General features: G+C 36.3%; 21 protein-coding genes. 3 read left to right on the top strand and 18 right to left on the bottom strand.

Annotation, left to right across the window (positions count from 1 at the left end; all coding sequences use genetic code 11):
• The first annotated feature begins 11 nt into the window (after window positions 1-11).
• Window positions 12-1,562, top strand: a complete 1,551-nt coding sequence (locus ACHUE4_RS02165) for an SH3 domain-containing protein (protein WP_394187645.1) — start codon at window positions 12-14, stop codon at window positions 1,560-1,562.
• Between the two features lie 35 nt (window positions 1,563-1,597).
• Here ACHUE4_RS02165 and ACHUE4_RS02160 read toward each other — a convergent pair whose 3' ends face one another.
• The 6 genes from ACHUE4_RS02160 to ACHUE4_RS02135 form a co-directional block, all read right to left on the bottom strand.
• A complete protein-coding gene (locus ACHUE4_RS02160) occupies window positions 1,598-2,647 on the bottom strand; it encodes a LacI family DNA-binding transcriptional regulator (RefSeq protein WP_394187644.1) in 1,050 nt (349 codons plus the stop codon).
• 65 nt (window positions 2,648-2,712) lie between these two features.
• Window positions 2,713-4,386 (bottom strand): glycoside hydrolase family 13 protein, encoded by a 1,674-nt coding sequence (locus ACHUE4_RS02155; RefSeq protein ID WP_394187847.1) that lies wholly within the window; start codon window positions 4,384-4,386, stop codon window positions 2,713-2,715.
• A 31-nt stretch (window positions 4,387-4,417) separates the two neighbouring features.
• Window positions 4,418-5,944 carry an alpha-amylase family glycosyl hydrolase gene (locus tag ACHUE4_RS02150; RefSeq protein ID WP_394187643.1) on the bottom strand — a complete coding sequence of 509 codons (1,527 nt, stop codon included), beginning with the start codon at window positions 5,942-5,944 and terminating at the stop codon, window positions 4,418-4,420.
• Window positions 5,945-5,981: 37 nt separating this feature from the next.
• Window positions 5,982-6,824 carry a sugar ABC transporter permease gene (locus ACHUE4_RS02145; protein WP_394187642.1) on the bottom strand — a complete coding sequence of 281 codons (843 nt, stop codon included), beginning with the start codon at window positions 6,822-6,824 and terminating at the stop codon, window positions 5,982-5,984.
• A 1-nt stretch (window position 6,825) separates the two neighbouring features.
• Window positions 6,826-8,109, bottom strand: a complete 1,284-nt coding sequence (locus ACHUE4_RS02140) for a carbohydrate ABC transporter permease (protein WP_394187641.1) — start codon at window positions 8,107-8,109, stop codon at window positions 6,826-6,828.
• 236 nt (window positions 8,110-8,345) lie between these two features.
• Window positions 8,346-9,629, bottom strand: a complete 1,284-nt coding sequence (locus tag ACHUE4_RS02135; RefSeq protein WP_394187640.1) for an extracellular solute-binding protein — start codon at window positions 9,627-9,629, stop codon at window positions 8,346-8,348.
• A gap of 353 nt (window positions 9,630-9,982) precedes the next feature.
• Between ACHUE4_RS02135 and ACHUE4_RS02130 the strand changes: the two genes are divergently transcribed.
• The gene (locus tag ACHUE4_RS02130) at window positions 9,983-11,749 is read left to right on the top strand and encodes a glycoside hydrolase family 13 protein (RefSeq protein ID WP_394187639.1); all 1,767 of its coding nucleotides are present in this window, start codon (window positions 9,983-9,985) and stop codon (window positions 11,747-11,749) included.
• Between the two features lie 95 nt (window positions 11,750-11,844).
• Here the strand turns inward: ACHUE4_RS02130 and dtd are convergent, their stop codons facing one another.
• From dtd to ACHUE4_RS02095, 7 genes are all read right to left on the bottom strand, one after another.
• Entirely contained in the window at window positions 11,845-12,291 is a 447-nt protein-coding gene (gene dtd / locus ACHUE4_RS02125; RefSeq protein ID WP_394187638.1) for a D-aminoacyl-tRNA deacylase, read from the bottom strand.
• An 11-nt stretch (window positions 12,292-12,302) separates the two neighbouring features.
• Entirely contained in the window at window positions 12,303-14,498 is a 2,196-nt protein-coding gene (locus ACHUE4_RS02120) for a RelA/SpoT family protein (protein ID WP_394187637.1), read from the bottom strand.
• A gap of 89 nt (window positions 14,499-14,587) precedes the next feature.
• The gene (locus ACHUE4_RS02115; protein ID WP_394187636.1) at window positions 14,588-15,100 is read right to left on the bottom strand and encodes an adenine phosphoribosyltransferase; all 513 of its coding nucleotides are present in this window, start codon (window positions 15,098-15,100) and stop codon (window positions 14,588-14,590) included.
• Window positions 15,101-15,112: 12 nt separating this feature from the next.
• On the bottom strand, window positions 15,113-17,446 hold the full coding sequence (gene recJ, locus ACHUE4_RS02110) for a single-stranded-DNA-specific exonuclease RecJ (protein ID WP_394187635.1): 2,334 nt from the start codon (window positions 17,444-17,446) through the stop codon (window positions 15,113-15,115).
• Between the two features lie 321 nt (window positions 17,447-17,767).
• The gene (locus ACHUE4_RS02105) at window positions 17,768-18,142 is read right to left on the bottom strand and encodes a LapA family protein (protein WP_394187634.1); all 375 of its coding nucleotides are present in this window, start codon (window positions 18,140-18,142) and stop codon (window positions 17,768-17,770) included.
• Between the two features lie 114 nt (window positions 18,143-18,256).
• Entirely contained in the window at window positions 18,257-20,527 is a 2,271-nt protein-coding gene (gene secDF / locus ACHUE4_RS02100) for a protein translocase subunit SecDF (RefSeq protein ID WP_394187633.1), read from the bottom strand.
• A 108-nt stretch (window positions 20,528-20,635) separates the two neighbouring features.
• Complete coding sequence (locus tag ACHUE4_RS02095; RefSeq protein ID WP_394187632.1) at window positions 20,636-20,986, bottom strand: post-transcriptional regulator; 351 nt, start codon at window positions 20,984-20,986, stop codon at window positions 20,636-20,638.
• Window positions 20,987-21,083: 97 nt separating this feature from the next.
• Between ACHUE4_RS02095 and ACHUE4_RS02090 the strand changes: the two genes are divergently transcribed.
• Window positions 21,084-22,589, top strand: coding sequence for a putative polysaccharide biosynthesis protein (locus tag ACHUE4_RS02090; protein ID WP_394187631.1), 1,506 nt, complete (start codon window positions 21,084-21,086; stop codon window positions 22,587-22,589).
• Here ACHUE4_RS02090 and ACHUE4_RS02085 read toward each other — a convergent pair.
• The 5 genes from ACHUE4_RS02085 to ruvB all read right to left on the bottom strand — a co-directional run bounded on the left by ACHUE4_RS02085 (window position 22,576) and on the right by ruvB (window position 26,967).
• A complete protein-coding gene (locus ACHUE4_RS02085) occupies window positions 22,576-23,223 on the bottom strand; it encodes a DUF421 domain-containing protein (RefSeq protein ID WP_394187630.1) in 648 nt (215 codons plus the stop codon). The genes ACHUE4_RS02090 and ACHUE4_RS02085 overlap by 14 nt on opposite strands.
• A 101-nt stretch (window positions 23,224-23,324) precedes the next feature.
• Window positions 23,325-23,597 (bottom strand): preprotein translocase subunit YajC, encoded by a 273-nt coding sequence (gene yajC, locus ACHUE4_RS02080; RefSeq protein ID WP_394187629.1) that lies wholly within the window; start codon window positions 23,595-23,597, stop codon window positions 23,325-23,327.
• 152 nt (window positions 23,598-23,749) lie between these two features.
• Window positions 23,750-24,889, bottom strand: coding sequence for a tRNA guanosine(34) transglycosylase Tgt (tgt, locus tag ACHUE4_RS02075; RefSeq protein ID WP_394187628.1), 1,140 nt, complete (start codon window positions 24,887-24,889; stop codon window positions 23,750-23,752).
• The gene (queA, locus tag ACHUE4_RS02070; protein WP_394187627.1) at window positions 24,886-25,944 is read right to left on the bottom strand and encodes a tRNA preQ1(34) S-adenosylmethionine ribosyltransferase-isomerase QueA; all 1,059 of its coding nucleotides are present in this window, start codon (window positions 25,942-25,944) and stop codon (window positions 24,886-24,888) included. The genes tgt and queA overlap by 4 nt, the downstream gene beginning before the upstream one ends.
• 21 nt (window positions 25,945-25,965) lie before the next feature.
• Complete coding sequence (ruvB, locus tag ACHUE4_RS02065; RefSeq protein ID WP_394187626.1) at window positions 25,966-26,967, bottom strand: Holliday junction branch migration DNA helicase RuvB; 1,002 nt, start codon at window positions 26,965-26,967, stop codon at window positions 25,966-25,968.
• Window positions 26,968-26,985: the final 18 nt, after the last annotated feature.

The following is a 26,985-nucleotide window of genomic DNA, read 5'->3' as shown; positions in this document are numbered from 1 at the left end:
GGAGGAATTTCATGAAAAATGTATCTTTATATAAACTATTTTCTTATGCAATCGCACTTATATTAATATGTTCAATTCTTATCCCAACGAACTCTCAAGCAAATGGTGAAGAAGTTATATCTACTGTTTCTTCATTAAATATGCGTTCTGGTCCTGGATTAGCTTATCCAATTATGACTTCTCTTAACAAAGGCGATCGAATGATCGTAACTGATAAACAAGGAGATTGGTTGAAGGTAACAAAAGATCAACATAGTGGATGGGTGGCAGCATGGTATACCAAGAAATCAGAAGCTCAAGAGATAATTAAACAAACAGTGATTTCGAAAGTGGATCGATTGAATGTACGTTCTCAACCTTCTATAAATGCTGCAACGCTTACTCAATTATCTGCAGGTGATCAAGCCTCATTTATCAGTGATCAAGGCGATTGGGTTGAAATTGCCTTTAATCAAGTTAAAGGGTTTGTTTCAAAGGAATACATAACGATTTCTAAGGAATCAAAAGATACTCCTAAGTCAATAGTTGACTCAACTAACGCTTTTCAAGTTTCAGTCGACTTGCTAAATGTTCGGTCAAAACCAGATTTAACATCAAAAAAAGTATCTCAGATAAAAAAAGGCGATCGCTTTAAAATTTTAGAAAAACGCAATAATTGGGTGAACATAGCCCTATCGAACAAAGAGTCTGGATGGGTTTATTCGTTTTACGGTACCTATACAGATTTAGCACCGACAACTACTAAACAAGATAAAGATAAAGATACTTCTTTAAAAACGGTCACTATTGTTTATAATGGGACGAATTTGAGATCAGATGCATCTACTTCTAGCGAAGTCGTATACAGAGCAAATGCAGGAGAAACATTTTCTACAATTGGACAAACAGGTGATTGGTACGAAGTACAATTAAATGATGGTGAAAAAGCTTTCGTAGCTAATTGGGTTGTTTCATCAAACCAAAAAGGAACAACTTCTGATACAAAAGACAAAAAAGCTCCTAGAAAAAAAGGCACACTTAACGGCTTAACAATTGTTATTGATCCTGGACATGGTGGTAATGACCATGGAACCACTGGTGCAAGAGGAACCGATGAAAAAGGGATTGCTCTCCAAACATCTGAGTTACTAAGTAGTAAATTACGCGCTGCAGGTGCTGATGTAGTCATGACAAGAGATTCAGATGTGTATGTTGATTTACGTAAGCGAGTATCCATTGCTCATCAGTTACCTGCGGATGCATTTATCAGTATTCATTATGATGCAACCGATGATTCATCGATTAATGGATTTACCACGTATTACATGCATGGCTATCAAAAAAACTTAGCGAAAGCAGTACATTCTGGACTTAGTAAAAAAATCTCATTAAGAGATCGCGGTTCACAACCTGGTAATTACTTAGTATTACGTGAGAATCGTCAAGAAGCAATTTTGATTGAATTAGGATTCTTAAGTAACCCGTCTGAAGAACGCTCAGTCTCAACTGATCAATTCAGAGAACAAGCTTCCCTAGGAATATATAACGGCGTAGTGAATTACTTCGACAGCAAATTAAAATGAAATTCATAAACGCAAAATATAAAACAGCTCATCCATTAATTCGGATGAGCTGTTTTTATGTCTATTATTCGACTAGAACATGAAACTCTTTTGATTAATTTGTGAGGGACGATAATACGCCTCACTGGTTCATTTTCATTACTCAAAAGACGAATTAAACTTCTTGAGGCTTGGTAGCCTAATTCAAAAATATTAATATCTACTGAAGTTAAAGGAGGATTGGATAACTCTGAAAACAACACATTATTAAAACTCAAAATGGAAATATCCTCTGGAACAGAAATCTTCATTTCCGTTAATGTATTTAAAACCCCAAGGGCCATTAAATCATCGGCAACTACTAAAGCCGTTGGTGGATTCTTTAAATTCAGCAACTGGCTGATGGCTTCTTGACCACCTTCTCGAAGAAATTCACTGTGAATAATATATTCATCATTGCTTTCAATATTTGCTTCTCTCAGAGCTTTTTCGAATCCTAAAATCCGCTCGATCGTAACGACAAAATTCAAGTCACCACCAATAAACCCAATTTGTTTATGGCCTAATGATAATAAATAATTCGTTGCTTCTTTCGAGGCTTTATAATTATCATTATCGACGTACGTAATTTGATCGACATCTTTAAAAGGTTTTCCAATCACAACAAATGGAAACTTTCTTTCCCTCAGATAATTCAACACTTTATCTTCCGTTCTAGAATACAACAAGATGACCCCATCTACTCTTCGTCCTTGAACCATTTGGACAACACCTTCAAAAATTTCATCATCGGTTTTACCCGTGCTAATTTGCAAAGCGTATTGTCTTTCATTAGCTCCATCACTTAAACCACGAAGAACAGTTGGGAAAAAGGGATTTTGAAAGAACACATCTGTTGAGTTTGGCAAAACTAAACCAATGACTCGAGTTGACTGATTAGCTAAACTTCTTGCTATAAAATTCGGGTGATAGCCTAGTTCGTCCATTGCTGCTTTCACTTTTTCTTTGGTCTTATCACTGATCCGCGGATTATTTGCAATAACTCTGGACACCGTAGAAGGAGCAACATCAGCTAATTTAGCAACATCTTTTATTGTAATGGCCAATTGTTTTTCCCCTCCCTACGGTTTTATGTTTTATCCAATATGTTTTTTTTAATAGAACCTACAATTTAGTTGTTTTGAGTAAATAAATAAACTCTTGTTTCATATGGTTTTAATACCATACTAGATGAGAAGCTACTGTCTTCCTGCTTAACATTACTTAAAAGTAACTGCCCCTGTTTTGTTGCTGCATCATCAAATGTTACAGTCTCTTCTTGATCACTGAAATTGCAAATAATCATAGCTTCAGACTCACCTTCAGTACGTTTATAAGCAAAGATACTTGGATGATCTGCTAACAACAATTCATATTTTCCGTAAACAAGGACTGAATTCGCTTTGCGTAATTCAATCATTTTTTTATAAAATGAATAAATAGAATCAGAATCATTAATTTGAGATTCTACGTTAATTTCTTGATAATTTTCGTTTGTCATTAACCAAGGTTTACTCGTAGTGAAGCCAGATTCTGAATCTCCATTCCACTGCATTGGTGTTCGTGAATTATCTCGACCCGTTCTCCATACGATTTCCATAATTTCTTCGTGTGATCTACCTTTAGCTGTTTCTATTCGATAATAATTCTTCATGCCTTGATCGTCATAATCATCAATGGAATCATATTGAACATTGGTCATCCCGATTTCTTGACCTTGATAAATGAAAGGTGTCCCTTGCATGAAGAAGTAACAAGCACCTAACATTTTAGCACTTTCTGACCAATACTGGTCATCATTGCCCCAAGTAGATACACTACGTGGTTGATCATGATTTTCGAAGAATAAGGCATTCCATCCTTTTTCATGAAGCTCAGTTTGCCATTTCGATAGTGTATTTTTTAAACCAATGACATCTACAGAATTATTTGTACCTTTTTCCCATAGTCCAAGGTGTTCGAACTGGAAGACCATATTGAACTTCCCGTTTTCTTCCCCTACCCAGTCATCGGCTTGGTGAATTTTCACACCATTGGCTTCTCCGACCGTCATAATATCATATTTATCAAATGTTTCTTCTTTTAACTCTTCTAAGAATTCATGTATGCCTTCTTGATTCATATGCATATCAAATGATGACACATAATCCAAGTTTTCAGGGTTCGGTAAATCTGGCATCCCTGGACGTTTTTTAATATGCGAAATAGCATCAACACGGAAACCATCAATGCCTTTGTCAAGCCACCAATTAACCATGTCATATAAAGCATGTCTTACTTCTTTGTTTTCCCAATTCAAATCAGGCTGTTTTTCATGGAATAAATGCATGTAGTACTGATTCGTTTCGCTGTCTAAAGCCCATGCACTTCCAGAGAATATACTTTCCCAGTTGTTTGGTTCTTTTCCATCTTTACCGTCACTCCAAATATACCAATCACGCTTTGGATTGTCTTTAGAGGATCGTGATTCAACAAACCATGGATGCTCATCACTCGTATGATTGATGACTAAGTCTAAGATTACTTTTAAGCCTCTTTTATGTGACTCTTCTAGAAGTACTTCAAAGTCTTCCATCGTCCCGAACTCTTCCATAATATCTTGATAGTCACTAATATCGTAGCCATTATCGGCATTTGGTGATTTAAAGAAAGGACAAATCCATAAAACATCTACACCAAATTCTTTTAAGTAATCTAACTTAGATACAATCCCTTGCAAATCACCAATTCCATCACCATTACTATCTTTAAAGCTTCGAGGGTAAATTTGATAACATACTGCTTCTTTCCACCAATACTTTTTCAGTTTAAAAACCTCCAATGAATAAATTGCGATGTCATACTTTTTTTGTTTTTCTCCAAATAACTAAAGATAGTAGAATAAAGCCAGTCACTCCTACACCAATCCAAATCTTAGTTGAAGTTTGCAAACCAGTATGATCTGCCACTAAGTAGATGTCTGCCTTTTCTGCTGTAAGTTCTAGATTAAAAGTTTGATCGCGATCTTTAATTTCAAGTTCATTTAATACGCTAACAAGTTTCTTATTTTCACCAAAATTCGAATCAATTTTAATTGATTGTGTTTTGGTTGTATTGTTGATGGCAATAATCATCGTTTCTTGTTTATGTTGTTTGCTGTATATTGCAACACCATTCTCTTCATGTAAAAGTTCTAACTTCCCTCTGGTTAATGAAGGATGAACTTTTCTTAATTCTCCAAGTTTGGCAATATAAGAAATGAGCTCGTCATCTCCATCGAACTTCATCATCCGACGGTTATCTGGATCTTCTCCTCCATCTAACACAATCTCAGATCCATAATAGACGATTGGAATACCAGGAGCCGTGAATAAATAGGTCATAGCGAGTTTCCATCGAACGACTGGATCATGCTTATATTGAAGGATTTCACGAGTGAATCTGGTCATATCATGATTATCCATAAACGTTCCTAACAATTCAGGACGATCGTAAAATGCCTGATTTCGATCGAGTGATGCAAAGAGCCAACCTAGACTAGTATTTGGCTTAGAAAAAGAAGTACGAAGGTGTTCGTTTTGTGGGAAATCGACAAAACCATCAATCCCTGTATCTTGATATGCTGCCACTACACGTAAATCATTATGCCAAACTTCACCTAATAAATAAAAATCTTCTTTTACTGATTTTACTTCACTGGCAAATTCCGTCCAAAATTCTTTTGGCACATGTTTTACTGTATCTAAACGATATCCATCAACATCCGTTTCTTCAATCCACCACTTCGCTGCGTCAAATAAATACGTGCGCGTTTCTGGATTTTCAGTGTTCAAATCGGGCAAATCGAATAGCCAATTGTTTTCAACTTCTTCTTGGCTATTCCAATTTGTGATTGGCTGCTTATCGTGAAACCACGATTTTTTCGCCTCCTCATTAACCCACGGATGATTAGGTCCAACATGATTTACAACAAAATCTAATATCACTTTAATATCTCGATCATGAGCTTCTTTTACCAGAGTCTTGAATTCTTCTAACGTTCCAAAATGTTCTTCTGTTTTATAGAAATCCTGAATCCAATAACCGTGATAACCATTGGCTTCATTATCAAACACTGGCGTAAGCCAAATGGATGTGAAGCCCATTTCTTTTATGTAATCTAACTTGTCAGTGATTCCTTTAAAATCACCGCCATTGTATGATTTTGAATCAATAGGGTTTACTTCAAAATCATTATTCGTATCACCATTATTAAATCGATCGACCATTATGAAATAAATACTTTCATCTTGCCAACTACGTTCTTCTTTTTCAATGGCATCAACTGGCAATGCAAAAAAAAGAAGAAACGGAATAATAATGAGGTTTTTGAATCTTTTTCTCATTTCCCGTTCCCTCCATATCAATAAATCATTTTAATTATTATCCTTTCGTTCCACCTGCAGTTAAGCCAGAAACGAAATATTTTTGGAACATTAAGAACAATAATGCAATCGGAATTGCTACTAATACTGCACCAGCCGCAAATTTAGTGAACTCATTTCCAAATTGCTTAGCTACTAGTTCATACAAGCCAACTGCTAGAGTGAAATTCTTTTCAGAACGAAGTAGAATTCGAGCTAAGATGAAATCACCTAGTGGAGCGATGAATGAAAACAATGCTACTACTGCAAGAATTGGTTTTGCTAAAGGCATAACAATTTGGAAGAAGATCCGGAAGTGACCCGCCCCATCCATTTTCGCTGATTCATCCAACTCTTTTGGAATGGTATCCAAGTACCCCTTCATTAACCAAGTGTTCATTGGAATTTGTCCGCCTACGTAAACTAAAATCAAACCAATATGTGTATCTAATAAACCAGTACGATTTGCTAATACAAATATCGCGATTAAAGCTGCAAAGTTTGGAATCATTTGCAGGATCAAGAATGTCATTAAGCCATTTTTACGGCCAATGAAGCGATATCGTGAAAAGGCATACGCAGTAAATGCTACAGAAATGACTGAAAGTATCATAGTGGTGATACTGATTTTCATAGAATTCCAATACCATAAAAGATAATTTGACTTCTCTAAGTCAAATAAGAATTGATAGTGGATCAATGTAGGATTTTCAGGAAACATTTTTGAACCAGACAAACTTTGTCCTGGATTTAGAGATGATCCAATAACCCATAGAAGTGGATAAACCACGATGAAGATCATTGCTAATATAACAATATAAGAAAGTGTGAGTCGGATAATTTTGTTTTGTTTATTGCTCATGTTACATCATATCCTCCTCTTGGAAAGATTTCGTGCGTTTAAACTGCCATAGTGCAACAGTAATTACAATTAAAGAAAGGATCATGGTAACAGCTGCAGCCTTACCATATTGAGCACTCGTCATCGTGAGTCGGTAAATCCAAGAGATAAGTATATCCGTTCCTCCTGCATTTTGGCTCGGAAGTGCGGGTCCTCCTCCATTAAAGAGGAAGATTACATTAAAGTTATTAAAGTTAAATGTATACTGTGTTATCAATATCGGTGCAGTCGCAAACAATACTAAAGGCAACGTAATGTTAAAGAACTTCTGCATGATTGTAGCCCCATCAACTGTTGCCGCTTCATAAAGTTCTTCTGGAATTGATTGAAGAACACCGGTTGTCATAGCAAAAATGAACGGGAATCCTAACCATGTTTGAATCATGATTAAAGCGAATCGAGTCCACACTTCATTGGTCATCCAAGGTTGAGGTTCCATTCCTAAAAATGGAAGCAAGGTCTTATTTATTACCCCAAAGGATTCATTAAACATTCCTGAGAATATCAAAATGGTAATGAATGATGGCACTGCCCAAGGTAAAATCATCATTGTTCGTATGATGGCTTTTCCTTTTAAATCTTTTTGGTTTACAAGAATAGCTAAGAAAATCCCTAAAGCTACCTGTAAAGTCGTTGCACCAAATGTCCAAACAATTGTCCACGCAAGTACTGCGAAGAATGTTGTTCTCCATATATCCAATTTGAAGATATCAATGAAGTTTTGGAAACCTACCCAGTCAACTAACTTAGCTGGCGGCGAATGATATAAATCATAGTTTGTAAATGCTAGTAAAAGTACGAAAAGGATTGGGAAAATAACAACAAAAATTAATAAGAAGAATCCTGGTGTAATCATTAGATAAGGGAATCCATTATCAATTAAATTGTGATACTGCTGACGAACTGAATTTAATTCGAGTCCTGCATCACGTTTCTTACCATTATTTCGAGCATCATAAATATTAAGTGCAAAAATTCCTAAGCCCATAATCGTAATAATCAATGCAATGATTCCATCGATTAATAAAAACACAGAATGATCCAGTCTAGGGATTTCACCTAGAGTGAATAGTCCCCAAAATCCAACTGGTAGGACATCGTAAAAAGTAAAGGCAAACGACATCGCTAAAATAAGGAAAATGAATCCTTTTACAAACTGTTTATTATAAAACTGCCCAAATCCAGGAATAATGGAAAGTAGTGCAGCATTTCTTCCATGATTAGTGATCTTTTTTGTTTCTTCCATAGGTTCTCTGCCTCCCCTTTCATAATAGGAGAAAGTATTTGTTCAGGTACTACCGTACCATTATTCATTGCAATAAACATTAAGTTTTTAAAAGTTTAAGCTTTTATTAATAAGAAATGATACAAAATCTAACGGTATGTATTTCATACAGATTATGTTAATAAAACTTTGTTAATAAAAGGATGGGCAATACCTTCAAAAAGAAGGTACCGCCCGACACTTTTTTCACCTGCTTATTATTTAGCTGGGTGATTTGTTTCGATATTTGTTTGAATCGATTTAACCGCTTCATCTAAAGCAGCTTGTGGTTGTGCTTTTCCTGTTGCTAAAGTTTGAAGTGCTGAAGCCATTGGGCCCCAAACTTCTCCCATTTCCGGGATATTAGGCATTGGAACTGCATCTTGTGATTGAAGAGCAACTGCTTTAGCGCCTTCATTGTCAGCAATAATTGGATCTTCAACTAACGCAACGTTAGCTGGGATTTCAGCTACTGCTTCAAAACGAGCTTTAGAGTTTTCGTCATTTGATAAATGTTCGATTAACTTAGTTGCCCAGTAAGGGTTTTCAGAGAACTCAGTTACATGCCATCCTTTAACACCCATGAATGTCTTAACTGGATCACCATTTGGAAGTGTTGGCATTGGTGCTACACCAATATCAATACCAGCATCGCGCATACCTTGGAAAGCCCATGGTCCGTTCATAACTGCAGCAACTTTGCCTTCGTTAAATAATCCGTCCATTGCAGCTCCGCCACTTTCACCAATGATACCTTTAGGGAATAATCCTTCAGAGTACCATTTTCGAATGTAAGCAGCACCTTCAACTGCGCCTTCATTGTTTAAGCCTAAATCATCGCGATCTAAACCATCAGCTGTTTCATTGAATACATATCCACCCATACCAGCTAGTGGACCGTGAGCGAAGTAGAAGTTATCCCATAATGCTAAGAAACCATAGTTTTCACCTTTAGTGAAATCTTTAGAGAAAGCATATAACTCATCCATCGTTTTTGGTGCTTCTTCCATCAATGCTTTGTTATAGATTAAAACTGGAGTTTCAGTAGCTTTTGGAAGACCGTAAAGTTTTCCATCATACATTTGAGCTGTAATTGATGACTCACTGTAAGTTTCTAATACTGAATCTTCAACTTCGATTTCACGAATAAGACCCTCAGTAACTACTTGACCGATTTGGTCATGTGGAAGTGTTACAACATCTGGAGCGTTTCCAGCAGGACCATCTAAACGTAATTGGTCACGAATTTTGTCAGCCATGTTTAATTCTTGGAATTCAACTGTAATACCGTATTCTTCTTCAAAAGAAGCGATAGCAGCTGGTAACCAATCTTTAGACTTGTCAACATCTTCCCAAATCACTAATTTCTCAGGTTTTGGCTCTTCAGATGCAGTACCATTGTCGCCGTCTTTAGTATCCGTACCTTCTTCGCGGTCTGGAGCACAAGCTGCAACAAAGCCTAATAAAAGAATAAGCATCATTAATAATAAACTCTTTTTCATCATGACCCTCCTATACTCTATTTATATTTTTTTGGATTTATACAACCGGTTGCACAAAAAGAAATTGACACAAAACTAGTAGTCAAATCAGGTTAATATCTTTAAGCAAGACAAAACTTGAAAATGTGAAAGCGGTTGCACAAATGTAATTTTAATTATAAAGATTAATTTATTTATTACAACAATTATTTTTAAATTGAATGGATCCTATTTCTATTTTTATACAATTCACTGCTTGTCTCCCCTATCTTTAATTCTTTTAGAATGATTGTATTCAAATGTTGATTTTGTTATTCTGTATCAAAGTTTGATTGAAAAGGTGCAGTGCACTAAAAGATAAGGAAGTGTTACATATGGAGCAAGCGGCTATTTTTCACCGACCTGGAATGAATTTTTCATTTTTGGTGGATGAATCTACTTTAGGTATACGCATTCGAACAAAGAAAAATGATGTTGAAGAGATTGTTTTAATTCATGGAGACCCCTATATTTGGGAGGAAGGAAAATGGGTAGTAGATAAAACAGACATGTACCTAAGTGCTAGCGATTCTATTTTTGATTATTGGGAATGCAAAATCACCCCTCCTCACCGAAGAATTCGCTATGGTTTTGAATTAAAAAACCAACAAGAATCTTATTTATATACAGAAAAAGGATTCTTTCCAGAAGTACTTTACGATTGTGACTATTATTTTTGTTTCCCATATGTCCATGCATCAGAATTATTTGATGCCCCTACATGGGTAAAAGATACAACTTGGTATCAAATTTTTCCGGATCGGTTCAACAATGGCAACCCTTCGATAAATCCTTCAGACACTCTTGTTTGGGGTGAAGTAGAACCTACACCTTCGAACTTTTTTGGCGGAGATTTTGAAGGGGTATTGCAAAAACTTGATTACTTAGTAGATTTAGGGATTAACGGAGTTTACTTTACACCTATATTTAAAGCAAAATCGAATCATAAATATGATACAAGTGACTACTTTGAAATCGACCCACAGTTTGGAACAAAAGATGATTTAAAGCGATTAGTAAATGCCTGTCATCAACGAGGGATTAAAATCATGTTGGACGCTGTCTTCAATCATAGCGGATATTTTTTCGAACCATTTCAAGACGTGTTAAAGAATGGTGCACAATCACCTTATGTAGATTGGTTTTATCCACATGATCTTCCTTTACAAGGTGGAGATCGACCAAATTACGAAACATTCGCTTTTGTCGAATCTATGCCGAAGTTAAATACTCAAAATTCGGATGTCAAAAAATATTTACTTGATGTAGCTACTTATTGGATTAAAGAGTTTGACATTGATGGATGGCGTTTAGATGTCGCGAATGAAGTAGATCATCAATTTTGGAGAGAGTTCCGAACAGCAGTAAGAGCAGAAAAATCCGACCTATATATTTTAGGAGAAGTTTGGCATGACTCTATGCCTTGGTTATTAGGAGATCAGTTTGACGCTGTCATGAATTATCCGTTTACGAGTAATGTTCAGAAGCTTTTAGCTTCTCAAACCATTACATCACAAGAATTTATGGATTCAATGACTACCGTGATACAAAGTTATCCGGAGAGAGTATTAGATACAACATTTAATCTTGTAGGAAGTCATGATACATCTCGTATCTTGACTGAATGCCAAGAAGATAGCAAACGAGTTAAATTGATTTATACCCTTTTATATACGTTTATGGGTTCCCCTTGTATGTATTATGGAGATGAGATTGGAATGACCGGTGGTAAGGATCCTGGTTGTCGAAAGTGTATGGAGTGGGATTCTACTAAGCAAGATTTAGATTTGTTCAATCACGTCAAAAAATTAATTACTTTAAGAAGTTCCGAAAAATTATTAGCAAATGAAGGAACATTCCAGTTCCTTAATCATAATCTGACGAAATTAGTTGTTTATCGTAAATATACTTCCACTAAAAATGTTGTGGTTTTAATAAATCCAACCAACGAGTCAGAGTTGTATATTTTACCGTTCAATATAGAGGATCAGAAAGTTCGAGATGTATGGAACAATTCAACACTACAAATGCCTGAATCTAAGGAAATCACGATTGAGCCTTACGGATTTAGAGTTCTTTCGTTTAGCGGTCAGCTTATTTAACTTTCACTTTGCTAAGAACTTTCATGTTTCGAAGCTTATCAAAAAACCTCTACCAATTATCTGATAAACAATCAGGTATGGTAGAGGTTCTTTTTTTATTTAGCTGGTGATTCAACAATTAAAGTGACAGGTCCATCATTGACTAAAGAAACATTCATCATAGCGCCAAATACACCTGTTTCAACTTGAACGCCATTTGAACGTAACTCTTCGTTAAACATTTCATAAAGCGGTTGTGCATAATCTGGTTTAGCTGCCAGAGAAAAACTTGGCCTTCTACCCTTTTTCGTGTCACCGTATAGAGTGAATTGGGATACTGACAAAATTGAACCACCTTTTTCTAGAATGGAGTGGTTCATCTTCCCTTCCTCATCCTCAAACAATCTTAGATTCACTACCTTGTCAGCTACATATTTAGCATCAGCTTCCGTATCTTCGTGAGTTATTCCAACAAGTAATACGAATCCATAATTTATTTGACCAGTGATTGCACCGTCAACTTCCACTTTTGCCTCTAGACTTCTTTGCAAGATGACTCTCATACATTAAAACCTCAATTCGTCATACGTTGTACAGAATAAATATCTGGAATTGACTTAATACGTTCAACTATTTTGTGTAAATGCGCAATATTTGTAATCATAATCGTCATATTGATCGTAGCAATTTTATCTTTATCTGCTTTCCCACTTACAGCGACTATATTTGTTTTTGCTTCATTTACAACCTGCATAACTTCGTTTAATAAACCGGGTCGATCAAAGGCGGATACTTCAATATCTACTTGATATTCCTTACGGCCGATTGTTAGTTCTTGTTCCCATTCAACATCAATAATACGTTCATTTGAATGTTCATCTTGAACATTTGGACAATCTGCACGGTGAACAGAGACACCACGACCTTTTGTAATGAAACCAACAATTTCATCGCCTGGAACTGGACTACAGCATCTTGAAAGACGAATGAGTAAATTATCAATTCCTTTAACAACTACTCCTGAGTCAGTCGATTTTCGAATAGTCGGCGATTTCATTTCTTGCGTTATTTTTTCAAGAGCTACTTCTTGATCGCGAATTTTGCGCATTTTTTCAGCTAATCGATTAACCACTTGTTGAGCAGTAATTCCGTTAAATCCAACCGCAGAAAACAGGTCATCTTCACTCGTAAAGTTGAATTTTTCACAGACACGCTTAATATTTTCATTCGATAGCACTTCTTTAATATCAAAGTCCTGGGATTTTATTTCTTTTTCAATCATTTCGCGGCCTTTATGAACATTTTCCTCTCGCAGTTGCTTTTTAAAGAACTGCTTAATTTTATGTTTCGCTTGCGAGCTCTGAGTGATTTTCAGCCAGTCTCGACTTGGTCCAAATGATTGTTTCGATGTTAAAATTTCAATAATATCTCCTGTATTTAACTTGGTATCAAGAGGAACCATTTTACCGTTTAGTTTGGCTCCAATGGTTTTATTTCCAATTTCAGAGTGAACTCGGTAGGCAAAATCAATTGGAACGGAACCTGCAGGTAATTCCATTACATCCCCTTTTGGAGAGAAGACGTACACCATATCAGAAAATAAATCGAACTTTAAGGATTCCATGAATTCTTCAGCATTAGAAGATTCATTTTGAAATTCTAAAATTTCACGGAACCACGTTAATTTAGAATCTACTGATTTACTATTAACATCTATTGTTTTTCCTTCTTTATAAGCCCAATGAGCTGCAACCCCGTATTCCGCGATACGATGCATTTCTTCTGTACGAATTTGCACTTCTAATGGATCTCCTTGAGGTCCAATGACTGTCGTGTGTAAGGATTGATAAAGATTTTGCTTTGGCATAGCGATATAATCTTTGAATCTGCCGGGCATCGGCTTCCACAACGTGTGAATAATACCAAGCACTGCGTAACAGTCTTTTATACTTTCGACCGTTATACGAACAGCCAATAGATCATAAATCTCATTAAATTGTTTGTTTTGAATAACCATTTTTTTATAAATGCTATAAATATGTTTTGGACGACCATATAAATCCGCTTCAATTTCCACGTCAGATAATTGATCTTTAATATCTTCCATTACATCATTTAAATATTCTTCACGTTCGTTACGTTTGCGTTTCATCAGATTGACAATGCGATAATATTGTTGTGGATTTAAATAACGCAATGATATATCTTCTAGCTCCCATTTAATCGTCGAGATACCAAGACGGTGTGCAAGTGGAGCAAAAATTTCAAGTGTTTCGCTCGCTTTAATTCGTTGTTTTTCCACCGGTTGGAATTTTAGCGTTCTCATATTATGTAAACGGTCTGCGAGCTTAATTAGAATCACACGAATGTCCTGTGCCATTGCAACAAACATTTTACGATGATTTTCTGCTTGCTGTTCTTCCTTAGACATGTATTTAATTTTACTTAGTTTCGTTACACCTTCAACCAGCATGGCTACTTCTTCATTAAATTCATGAACAATGACTTCGCGCGTCACTTCCGTATCTTCTACGACATCATGTAAAAAACCTGCAGCAACTGTTGCAGGGTCCATTTGTAGTTGAGCTAATATACCGGCAACTTGAATCGGATGAATGATATAAGGTTCACCAGATTTTCTAAATTGCTCACGATGTGCATACTCAGCCACCTTATAAGATTTTTTGACAAATTCTACGTTATTGTCATTCATATACGTAGCGACAATTGCGAAAACTTCTTCAGCTGTCATTACTTGGTCTTTCGCCATGTCGACTCACCTGACTCCATTCGTTTTTAAAAATGTATATATAATCACTATTGTATAAAAAAAAAGGAGGACTTGTAAAGTCCGTCCTCTTAGTATTGCATTAATGTACAAATATCATAACCTTTTAGCTTCTCACGGCCATCTAAATAAGTTAATTCTATTAAGAATGCACAACCTGCTACAATTCCACCCATTTGTTCAATCATTTTGATTGTTGCTTCAACAGTTCCTCCTGTTGCTAATAAATCATCGACGATTAAGACTCGTTGACCAGGCTTAATTGAGTCTTTGTGCATTGTAAGAACGTTAGTACCGTACTCAAGGTCATATTCTTCACGAATAACTTCTCTTGGCAGCTTTCCTTCTTTTCGAACTGGGGCAAACCCAAGTTCCATCGCATATGCAACTGGACATCCAATGATAAACCCACGAGCTTCAGGTCCTGCAATCATATCTGCATCTATTGTTTTTGCATATTTTACAATTTGATCGGTTGCATATTTATATGCTTTCCCGTTATCCATAATTGTAGAGATATCTTTAAATCGAATGCCCTTTTTTGGCCAATCTTCTACTATTGTTACATATTGCTTTAAATCCATCATTGCTCCTCCTCAGGAAACTGTCTGTTTGACGAGTCTCGAGTCAAACCACTGTTTCAACTCCATATAAGGCGCATATAACAACTTTTGTTCAAGCTCTATTTGTGCTGCGCGTGATTGGTATGCTACAGATTCAACAAGATCTCGTTTCACTTGACCTTCAAGTATGTCAATTCGTCCATTGTCTATTCTAACAAATCCAAGTTCAAAAAACACCTGTGCCATAAAAAATAATGTTTCTTGACTCCAACCTTTATGTTTTGCCAATTCTTCAGCATGTAATTGTAAGTCAAAAGATTTACGTTTAAGTAAGAATCCGTAAAACCACTTAAAGTGATCTCGATTTGGTATTCCTTCAAAATATTTTGATTCTGGAACGTAAAAATGAGCGTAAATTCTTTTTGGTTCAAGCATTCTTAAAACCTTTTCGAGAAGCTGTTCATCAATCGGAATATCTAATAAAGCAATGTACGGTTTGTGTTCCGTAAATATAGTATCTTCTTTCACATGGAGAATAGGTTGGTTTAGAACAGTTTCAAAATGCTTAATTGTTTTCTGATCAAATGCTATAAATAAAGTTTCCTCTTTTTGAATTAAGTGAATCCACCTATTCGTTTGTCTAATACCTCGAATATCAAAAAGCTGCCACTCTTTTGTTTGTACATCATTTATCATAAATTGTGGCTTTTTTCGTCCATTCCATTCATTAATTTGTAAATCACCTACAAATGAAACACGAACGCCAGAAGTTAACTCATCCACTAAATGACCTTGACCAAAACCTACTGCATCCAAAATCGTTGAATCATCCTCAATTTCTAATTTCACATGATTTTGGTTAGCCCCAATTTTTCGCATAGAAGCCACATTTACATCTTCAATACAATATACGGGTTTCGGGAAGTCCATTCCAAATGGACCTAACTCTTTTAAAGCCTCGATTGAATCAATATCAATTTCATCCATTTTAAGCTTAATATCAATTTTTTGAATAGGAATTAAATCTTCTTCAGTTAAAATTTCTTCACCCTGTTTGTTCAATCTTTGTCGGAGTTCATTTACTTGATCAAAAGCAAGAGTCATACCAGCCGCCATTGGATGACCACCAAAATGTGGAAGGATATCACGATTTTTAGATAGTTCATCGTATAAATGAAAACCTTCTATGCTTCTTGCAGAGCCTTTTGCGATTCCTTTTTCAGAATCAAGTCCTAGTACTAGCGTTGGTCTATAATATTTTTCAACTAATTTGGAAGCGACGATTCCGACAACTCCCGGATTCCATCCTTCTTTCGCAACTACAATTACGTGTGGGTTAAGTCCGATTTCTCCTGATTCAACCAACGCAATAGCTTCTTCTGTCATTTTACTTACGATACTTTGACGTTCTTTATTATAAGCATCCAGTTCTTTTGCAATCAATTGAGCATCTGCTGTATTAGTTGCTAAAAACAAATCAACTCCAGGGCCTGCATCCGCTAAACGTCCAAGAGCATTTATTCGTGGACCGAACATAAAACCAATTGTTTCTTCTGTTATATTTTGTTGTTCAATTCCAGAAATTTGACATAATGCTTGAATAGCAGGTCTGACTGATTTGCGCATGTGATGAAGACCTTGTTTCACAAAATATCTGTTCTCATTCTTTAAAGGAACTAAATCAGCAACCGTTCCGATCGCCACTAATTCAAATAACTCTTTAGGGATAGATCCTAATAGTGCGTGTGCTAATTTAAAGGCTACTCCAACTCCAGCTAATTCGCCGAATGGATAATTCCCTTTAGGATGTCTTGGATGGATGATCGCATCAGCTGGAGGAAGAATGTCTCCAGGTTCATGGTGATCCGTAATAATGACATCCATACCTAGTTCTTTTGCTAATTTGATTTCTTCAATACCTGAGATTCCATTATCAACAGTAATAATCAAATCGATTCCATCTTCGTAAGCTTGTTTAAAAAGACGCTCACTTGGACCGTAGCCATCAGTAAAACGATTTGGTATAGCAAATGCTACATTTGCTTCTAATGATTGGAGTACGCTCATCATTACGCTTGTACTCGTCACGCCATCTGCATCGTAATCTCCATAAATAAGAATATTTTCTTCATGGGCAATTGCAGATTTTATACGTTTCACCGCTACGTCCATGTCATGTAACAAAAAAGGATCATGCATAGTGCTCTCATCCATTTTTAAAAATGAACGAGTTTGTTCAATATTTGAATATCCGCGAGAAGCCAATAATTTTGCAGAAACTGTGGGTATATTTAATTCTTTTTTTAGTAATTCAACGATCGTTGGATCAGTATCTTCGATCTGCCATCTTTTCTTGGAGTCTAGCATTCTCTTCACATCCTCAAGTCACCATTATACAGAAAAATAAAAATAAAAGAGCAATTAAGCGTCTGAACATGGGAAAGACTTTTCAAGCAACGTTTGAATTCATGCAACTTATTTTTTACAGAAAAAATCACCAATTAAATTAGTTTATTGCTTTTAAACTAAAGACAAATAAAAAAATGTTGATTTACATTACTGCGGACGCTTCCTTCGCAAAGCTCAGTCCAGGGTCTACAATTCGTGCTATTCCCTCGGAGACGCTACATCCCAATCAACAGAAAAAAACCAACAAACAGGTTTGTTTGTTGGTCAATTTAACGTTTATTAGATTGTTGTATTTTGATCTGCTGCTGGTTTTGAGTCTTGGTAACCAACTGGTTCTGCGTCTTGATAACGCACAGGTTCATTTTTTTGCAACGTACTAATTTCATTTTGTTGTGTGGCAATTAATGATTCCTTTGATGTTACTTCTTTTTCTAAGTGCTTCACTCTTCTTTGGAGAACGAATGAACGGAAAATAGCAACTGAACCACTAAGAAGCGCTCCTAAAAGTGCTGATCCTAAAATCACTAAAATTAACGGCCACTCTGCATTCCCGAAAACATAATTTACTGGGACTGTTTCAACATTTACAACGGCAAATACGGCAATAATTACTGCAAAAATTAGTCCAATTAATAATGACCATTGAAATTTCATTTTCTAACATCCCCTTCTTTAACCTAGTATACAACTTAAGCCACAAAAAATGGAACAAAGTATAGTTCCCTATACCCTGTCCCATCTTTTATTAATCAAATTGACATGTTTTATTTAAACAACAGGCTCATCTGAACCCCATTTTTTCTCTTCTGCTTCTACATCAATTGTACCTACTTTTTTCAGTTCACGTTTCTTTAATACAAACCACAACTGTGCAGCGATAAAAATTGATGAATAGGTTCCTGCAATTAATCCTATTAATAAGGCTAAAGAGAAATTACGGATTGAATCTGCACCAAAGATTAATAGAGCAGTTACAACAATTACGACCGTTAATACAGTATTAACTGATCGTCCAAGAGTCTGGCGTAAAGATTTATTAACAATCAAAGCCAAATCTTCTTCACTTTCAACTTTTCTTGAACGTTTCATATTTTCACGAATACGGTCAAAAGTAACAATTGTATCGTTAATAGAATATCCGACAATTGTTAAGATTGCGGCGATAAATGTAATATCAACTTCTATACGGAATACACTAAAGATTGCAATCATGAAGAACGCATCATGCATTAACGATACAATCGCCGCTACACCCATTCTCCACTCGAAACGAATTGCCGTGTAAATGATTATACCAATAGCAGCAATTATTAATGCGTAGACTGCATTTTTCGCTAGTTCTTCTCCAACTGTTGGAGATACTGTGCTAATACTTGGCTCTGTACCATACTCCTCGGAAATGGTTCGTTTCATATTATTAATTTCATCTTGACCAAAATCATCTTTGTATCGAATGACACCGATTTCTTTATTATCACCTGAGATGACAATATCTTCAGATGGATAGTCAATTGATTCTAAGTAAGTTGATAATTCATCTTTCGATAATGAGTCTTCAGATAAAATTTCTACTCGGGTACCACTAGAGAAGTCGATCCCTAAATTTAGTTTAAAAACACCCAATAAAATTGCACCAATTGCAATGAATACAATAGAGGCAGTAAAGAATTTTTTACGTGCATTTACGAAATCAAAACGGTCGAATTTCGTTGGCAAATCAAGTGTATCAAATTCTTCTTCAATTGGATGAATCGATGCTTTATTGACACCAAATAACCATGGTTTTCCATCAAACATTCCGCTATTTACAAGGAGACCTAATAATAATCGAGAACCCCAAACAGCTGTTATGAAGCTGGCTAGAATACTGATGATGAGCATTAAGGCAAACCCTTTAACTGAGCTTGTACCAAAATAGAATAATACTGCAGCTGCTATTAAAGAAGTAATATTGGCATCAAATATTGCTGAGAACGATGAACTAGCACCTGTTTTAAATGATGCTTTAACTGACTTCCCAACTCGTAATTCTTCTTTTATTCGTTCATAAGTTATGATATTAGCATCTACTGCCATACCAACCCCTAGAACGATAGCTGCTATGCCTGGCAAAGTTAAGACACCGTTAATTAAATCAAATACTAGAAGAATTAAGAAGACATAAATTGATAAAGTAATCATTGCAACTAATCCAGGTAGTCGATAATACATAACCATAAATAGGAATACAATCGCAATACCAATAATTCCTGCTGTAACAGTAGATGTCAATGCTTGTTCACCAAACTGTGCACCTACTGATGTGGAGTAAATTTCTACTAATTTTACAGGTAATGCACCTGCATTTAATACACCGGCTAAATCTTTCGTTTCGTCAACAGTAAATGATCCAGAAATTTGGACACTATTAGAATTGATTCTTTCATCTACTGTAGGACTAGAAACGAATTTTGGATCTTCTTTTGTCATTTCTTCGCTGAATGAATCTACACCTTCTTCAAAATCCAACCAAATGACAAGTAAATTTGTGCCGAGTGGCTTTTGACTAATTTCTTGTGTGACATCAGCAAACTTAGATGGATCTTTTAATTCCAGTGTAACCATTGGGCGTCCTTGCTCATCAAAAGTTGCTTTTGCGCCACCCTCTTTTAGATCTGATCCATCTAACATTAATTTGTCTTCCACATCACGGAAAGTTAAATTCGCTTGTGTAGAGAGTAATTCGCGAGCAGACTCTTGATCCTCAACGCCTGCAAGTTGCACACGAATACGATCTTCACCTTCGACCTGGATAACCGGTTCACTAACACCCAAGACGTTAATACGATTTAAAAGAGCTGTAGCGGTATCCGCTAATACATCTTCTGAAATTTTCTGACCATCTTTTAAAGATTGAACCTCATATAAAACTTCGAATCCACCCTGTAAATCTAATCCTAATTTAATATCCTTAACAATTCCTTCAGCTGTTGTACTAATGGAAGCCGCAAATACTACGATGAGTAATAAAAATGCGATAATCCGGCCTCTAGTTTTCATATGTAAACTTCCTCCTCAACTTGTCAAATGGTAACCTAAAATTACCACTTCCGAAAAAAAGCGCAACATGGTTATTATGAAACACGTCAAGCCTGGTGTCAAATCGACTTAAAGTTCTTCCAAATCAGTACTTCGTTGAATCTGTTGACCTTCATTGATGTTGTTTTGTAGTAGGACTTGTAGTTCGTCTTGATTTAACTGTGAAAACCAATTAGAAGTTCGAGATTCTTCGATTTGCGTATGTGTCATATATTTAGCTGGTGAAGTAGATAAAATGTCATTCACTATTTCATAAATGCGCATTTCTTTCACGTCTTTATTTTTCCATTTTTTCTTCATACAATAATTCCAAATATCTGCTTCAGTGACTGATGTGTATTGATAAACATGAAACTCGCTCTTTTTACTTTCTAGTGCAGGCATGACGTGATCGTACAATTCAAGTTTTTGCTCATTCATTTTTCGTCACTTCTCTCTTCTATGGTTTTAACTCTTCTTTCTCTCGCATACGAATATTGTATATGAATTTGTGTGTCTTGAGAAGGAAGTGGCAGAATTGTCTACATTTTTTCGTGGAACTTTAGTTTTAATGGGGGCTGTATTTCTATCTAAGTTATTTGGCTTTGTGTTTCGAATTCAATTTGTTCGAATTGCCGGAGAAGAAGCTGTCGGTATTTATATGGCTGCCTATCCAGCTTTCATCTTTTTTCTCTCTCTCATTCAGTTAGGTCTGCCTATTGCTGTTGCAAAAATTATTGCTGAACTTTACGCCAAAGACAAATTTGGTGATATTAAAGCATTAATGAGAAAAGTTTGGAAGATGACAGTTTTATCTATTTGTTTTTTGGGTCCATTCCTGTGGTTTTTTGTTCCTTTTTTAGCTTCAGAACTTTTACGAAATGAAGAAATAGAAAAAACACTGTACATTGGATTAATCACCATTCCCATTGCAGCTTTTTCAAGTGTTTTAAAAGGGTATTTTCAAGGTTTAGCAAAAGTAGAAGAAACTGCTTGGTCACAGTTAATCGAACAATTTCTAAGAATCGGATTGGTGACCTGGTTCCTCCCTTATATCGTCATACAAGATTCACCTGCTGAAACAGCAGCAGCAGCTATGTTACTTGCTTTGGTTGCAGAATTAGTAGCTTTCTTATACCTATGGATGAAATATAAACGTCAGAAAATGAAGGCAGTCGCAAGTGATTCCTATCCATCAAAACCGATTCTACAAGTTGCCCTCCCTTCTGCAGGAAGTCGTTTATTCGGATCTTTTACATGGTTTTTAGAACCAATCATTTTTATCCGGGCATTATCTGTAGCTGGTGTTAGTGCTGTTGCAGCGACCAGTTTATACGGTGTGATTTCTGGCGTATTCATTCCATTGTTACTTTTCCCGGCATTTATTCCTTATGCGTTATCGATTGTTTTAGTTCCAGCGGTTAGTGATGCTCGTGCACGGTCAAATAAACATATGTTGCAAGAACGTGTGTCTTTAGCTATGCGTGTTTCAGCAATTACCGGCTGTTTTGCAGCTACTGTGTTTTATTTGCATGGTGAACATATTGTAAATGTACTGTTTCATATTGATGAAGGATCAGGTTATATGGCCTTGTTAGCGCCAGTGTTTTTCTTTTACTACATTCAAAGCCCGCTCCATGCCATATTACAAGCAATGCACGAAGCAAAAGCAGCTATGATGAATTCGATTTATGGTGGACTAGGCAAATTATTTGTGATGTTTGTATTGGCGTCACAACCTGGCGTAGAGGAAAAAGGAGCTATTTTAGCTATTGGCTTTGGGGTATGCTTAACTTCATTTTTACATATGGCGACATTACGGCAAAAAAAAGAAGCCGGAATTGGCTTCACCTTTTTTGCTTTCCCATATTTATTATTCATTACAACGGTGATATTAAGACCGCTTGTCTGGCCCATTGCTGAACTTCCATGGGTTGCAGATAGTTTAATTACTTGTGTTATGGTGGGAATTGGGTTGATTTTATTCAGACAAATTCGGTTGACAGATATTCGTATGATGAGAAAACTTGTTAAGAAGTCCTAAATTTTTCTTTTAGCTGTAAAAACAAGCTTTCATTTTCATAACTACAATAAAAAACCGTGTTTGGATCATCCACTTGTCTGTCTTTAAGCATTTGTAGGAGCCATTGTTTGTCTTGTTGAATTAAGTTTAAATGCTTCTCTTGAATATCACCATCAACAATTAAAGGCAACACAGGATGATCGCCATCTTTCTTAAATACCGATAAATTACCTGATGGTTCTAAAAAAGCATAGTCCACGTTTTGAATTGAGCCAATTTGTTGCTCACGAAGTTGTTGAAATAAATCATCTAGATTGTATCGTTGTTTACGCATTTCGGTCTCAATTATTTCTCCATTTCGGATAATAACAGATGGATCACCATCTATTAAGTCCCTAATTTTTTTACTCTTCAGCGACCAATATGATGTGATTAATTGAATCGCAAGTAACAAAAGCATCGGCATGATTGATTCGAACAATTTTTGTTTCGGATTATCTATGGCGAATGAAGCAACTTCCGCAATCATAACAAATATCACTAAATCCATTAAACTTAATTCGCCAACTTCTCGTTTCCCCATGAGTCTAAAAATGACTAAAATGAGGATGTATAAAAAAATGGTTCTCCAAGCAACAATCAAAAGTTCACTCATAAAGACGAATCCCCTTTTTCCTAAGAGTATGGGGAAAAAGGAAATGACCTATACAAAAAAACCTATTTCTCCAAAACGGAGAAATAGGTTTTTATCATAAATTAAAGTACAGGTGATGCATCAACAACACGTGCGATAGCTGCACGTTCAAATTGAAGACGTGTCCCATCTGCAACTGTTAAGAATACAGTTGACTCATCAACTGCATCTACTAAACCGTGAAGGCCACCTACAGTGACGATACGATCTCCACGTTTTAAGCTTGATTGCATAGAAGCTGTCGTTTTTTGACGCTTTTGTGCTGGTCGGATAATGAAAAACCACATCACAACGAACATTAAAATTATTGGTGATAACCCAAGTAATGTTTCCATTCTCTAAATTCCCCCTCTCTCTATTAAAGCAAGTTCGAATAGAACTTAAAAATAACTTTATGTTGAACTCTATTGAAACCTTCAGATGGTTTTGAGATACGACAGGTTATTTTTAGCGGACTATTAGAACACCCTATCTTAGTATACAAGAATCAGAAATTTTTCGCATTAGGTTTATTATAACCGTATTGTTCAAAGAACTCTGCTCGGAAATCTCCTAGACGATCTTCTCGTATTGCTTGTCTAACTTGCTTCATTAAATTCATCAAGAAATATAAATTATGATAAGAAGTTAAACGGATACCAAATGTTTCTTCTGCTTTAATTAAATGACGAATATAAGCTCTTGAATAATTTTGACATACATAACAATCACAGTTTTCATCGATTGGACCAAAATCACGTGCATATTGAGCCCCTTTAGCAACTAAACGTCCATTGCTTGTCATTAAAGTACCATTACGTGCAATTCTTGTTGGTAACACACAGTCAAACATATCTACACCACGAATAGCGCCATCGATTAGTGAGTCTGGCGAGCCAACACCCATTAAATATCGAGGCTTATCTGAAGGTAAAAATGGAGTTGTAAATTCAAGCACACGATTCATGATATCTTTAGGTTCTCCTACGGATAGTCCTCCGATGGCATAGCCTGGGAAATCCATTGAAACTAAATCAGCTGCACTTTGACGGCGAAGGTTCTCATACTCTCCACCTTGGACAATACCAAATAGTCCTTGATCTTTTGGACGTGCATGAGCTTCTAAGCATCTTTCTGCCCATCGAGAAGTACGTTCAACACTTGCTTTCATATATTCAGGAGTAGCAGGGAATGGTGGACATTCATCGAATGCCATCATAATATCAGAACCTAAATCATTTTGAATTTGCATCGCTTTTTCAGGACTTAAGAAAAGTTTATCGCCATTCATATGATTACGGAAATGAACGCCTTCTTCTTCAATATTTCGGAATTCACTTAAACTGAACACTTGGAAACCGCCTGAATCGGTTAAAATAGCACGATCCCAGTTCATAAATTTGTGTAAGCCACCAGCTTCTCTAATAATGTCATTTCCTGGGCGTAACCATAAATGGTACGTGTTACTTAAAATGATGCCTGATTCCATCGTTTTTAATTCTTCAGGAGACATCGTTTTTACCGTGGCTTGTGTTCCCACCGGCATAAATGTTGGCGTTTCAAATGATCCGTGAGGTGTATGCACGATACCTAAACGTGCTCCTGTTTGCTTACAAGTTTTAATTAGTTCGTATCTTATTGCTGTCATGAACGAACTCCTTTCTGATTAAGGGATGGGCGAATAAACATCGCGTCTCCAAAACTAAAAAATCGGTACTGTTGTTGAATGGCTTGATTATAAGCTTTTAAAATATGGTCACGAGTTGTTAAAGCACTTACTAACATCACTAAAGTAGATTTAGGTAAGTGGAAATTCGTAATTAACCCATCTATACATTTAAATTCATACCCCGGATAAATAAAGATGGAAGTCCACCCACTGTCCTCTTGCAGTTCACCATTAAATTTGTTGGCTACTGTTTCTAATGTACGTGTTGACGTAGTTCCAACAGAAATAATACGTCCCCCTGCTTTTTTTACACGATTAATTGTATCAGCTGTTTCTTTTGAAAGACGATAAAATTCTGAATGCATTTCATGCTCGTCAATTGACTCCACGCTTACTGGTCTAAAAGTTCCTAATCCTACATGCAGTGTAATAAATACGACTTCGACACCTTTTGCTCGAATGTCATCTAATAGACGATCTGTAAAATGAAGTCCTGCAGTTGGTGCTGCAGCAGACCCTCGCTCTTTCGCGAAAACAGTTTGATATCGGTCTTGATCATCTAATTTTTCACGAATGTATGGAGGTAGTGGCATTTCCCCTAACTGATCCAAAATTTCGTAAAAAATCCCTTCGTAGGTAAATTTGAATATTCGTCCACCATGATCCGTTTCTCCAACACAGGTTGCACGAAGCAACCCTTCTCCAAACGACACAACTGTTCCTAGTTTAATCCGCTTCGCAGGTTTAACTAATGTTTCCCATGTATCTTCTTCTGTAGCCTTTAAAAGAAGAACTTCTATGTTTGCACCAGTATCTTCTTTTACACCCATTAAACGAGCAGGCAGTACCCGTGTATCATTAAGCACAAGACAATCGCCATCTTGGAACTCATTAATAATATGTTTGAACGTATGATGTGTTACTTCGCCACTATCTTTGTCCAATACTAAAAGCTTGCTCGACGTTCGGTCGGCAAGAGGGGTTTGAGCAATTAACTCTTCTGGTAAATTAAAATCAAAATCTTCTACTTGCATAATTCTACATCCTTTTAGTCTTTATTCTTCAAAATAAGGGAATTTGAAATGATCATATGCGCTCTTCGTGACCACGCGTCCACGAGGTGTTCTCTGAAGGAAACCGATTTGAAGTAAATAGGGCTCATAAACATCTTCAATCGTTGTAGATTCTTCGCCAATACTAGCGGCAATGGTATCCAGTCCAACAGGTCCACCTCTAAACCGTTCAATCATTCCAATAATTAATTTATGATCAATGTGATCCAAACCTAAAGGATCAACTTGTAATAATTCTAACGCATCATTGGCAGAGTCCAATGTGATGTCACCATTTCCACGGACTTGAGCAAAATCTCGAACTCGTTTTAACAAACGGTTCGCAATTCGTGGCGTCCCTCGAGAACGACTTGCAATTTCTCCAGCCGATGGAAGATCAATATTTGCATCAAATAAAGCGGCACTTCGTGTCACGATTTCAGTAAGTGCCTTTTGATCATAATAGTCTAATCTCAATAAAACACCAAAACGATCGCGTAAAGGTGCTGATAAAGCCCCTGCTCGAGTTGTTGCGCCTATTAATGTAAACGGTGGCAAATCCAATCGAACAGACCTAGCAGATGGTCCTTTCCCGACGACAATATCCAGACAAAAATCTTCCATTGCCGGATAAAGCACTTCTTCAATCGAACGATTTAATCGATGAATTTCATCAATAAATAACACATCACCGGGTTCCAGCGAACTTACAATGGCTGCTAAATCTCCCGGTCGTTCGATTGCAGGACCACTTGTCATACGAATGTTCACATTCATTTCATTCGCAATAACAGCTGCAAGCGTTGTTTTTCCAAGTCCAGGAGGTCCATATAACAACACGTGGTCTAAACTTTCTTCCCGCATTTTTGCTGCTTCTACAAATACTTCTAAATTGTTTTTTACTTTTTCTTGACCTATGTATTGCGATAAATACTTCGGTCTTAATGACTGTTCAAATCGTTCATCAAATTCAGATACATCACTAGAAATAACACGTTCTTGCATATTATTGACCTCCTTTCG

It is taken from the genome of Paenisporosarcina quisquiliarum (assembly GCF_043641925.1).
GTDB classification, from domain to species: domain Bacteria; phylum Bacillota; class Bacilli; order Bacillales_A; family Planococcaceae; genus Paenisporosarcina; species Paenisporosarcina quisquiliarum_A.
Note: the sequence above shows the minus strand (reverse complement) of the source record. Positions and strands in the feature narration are given on the sequence as shown.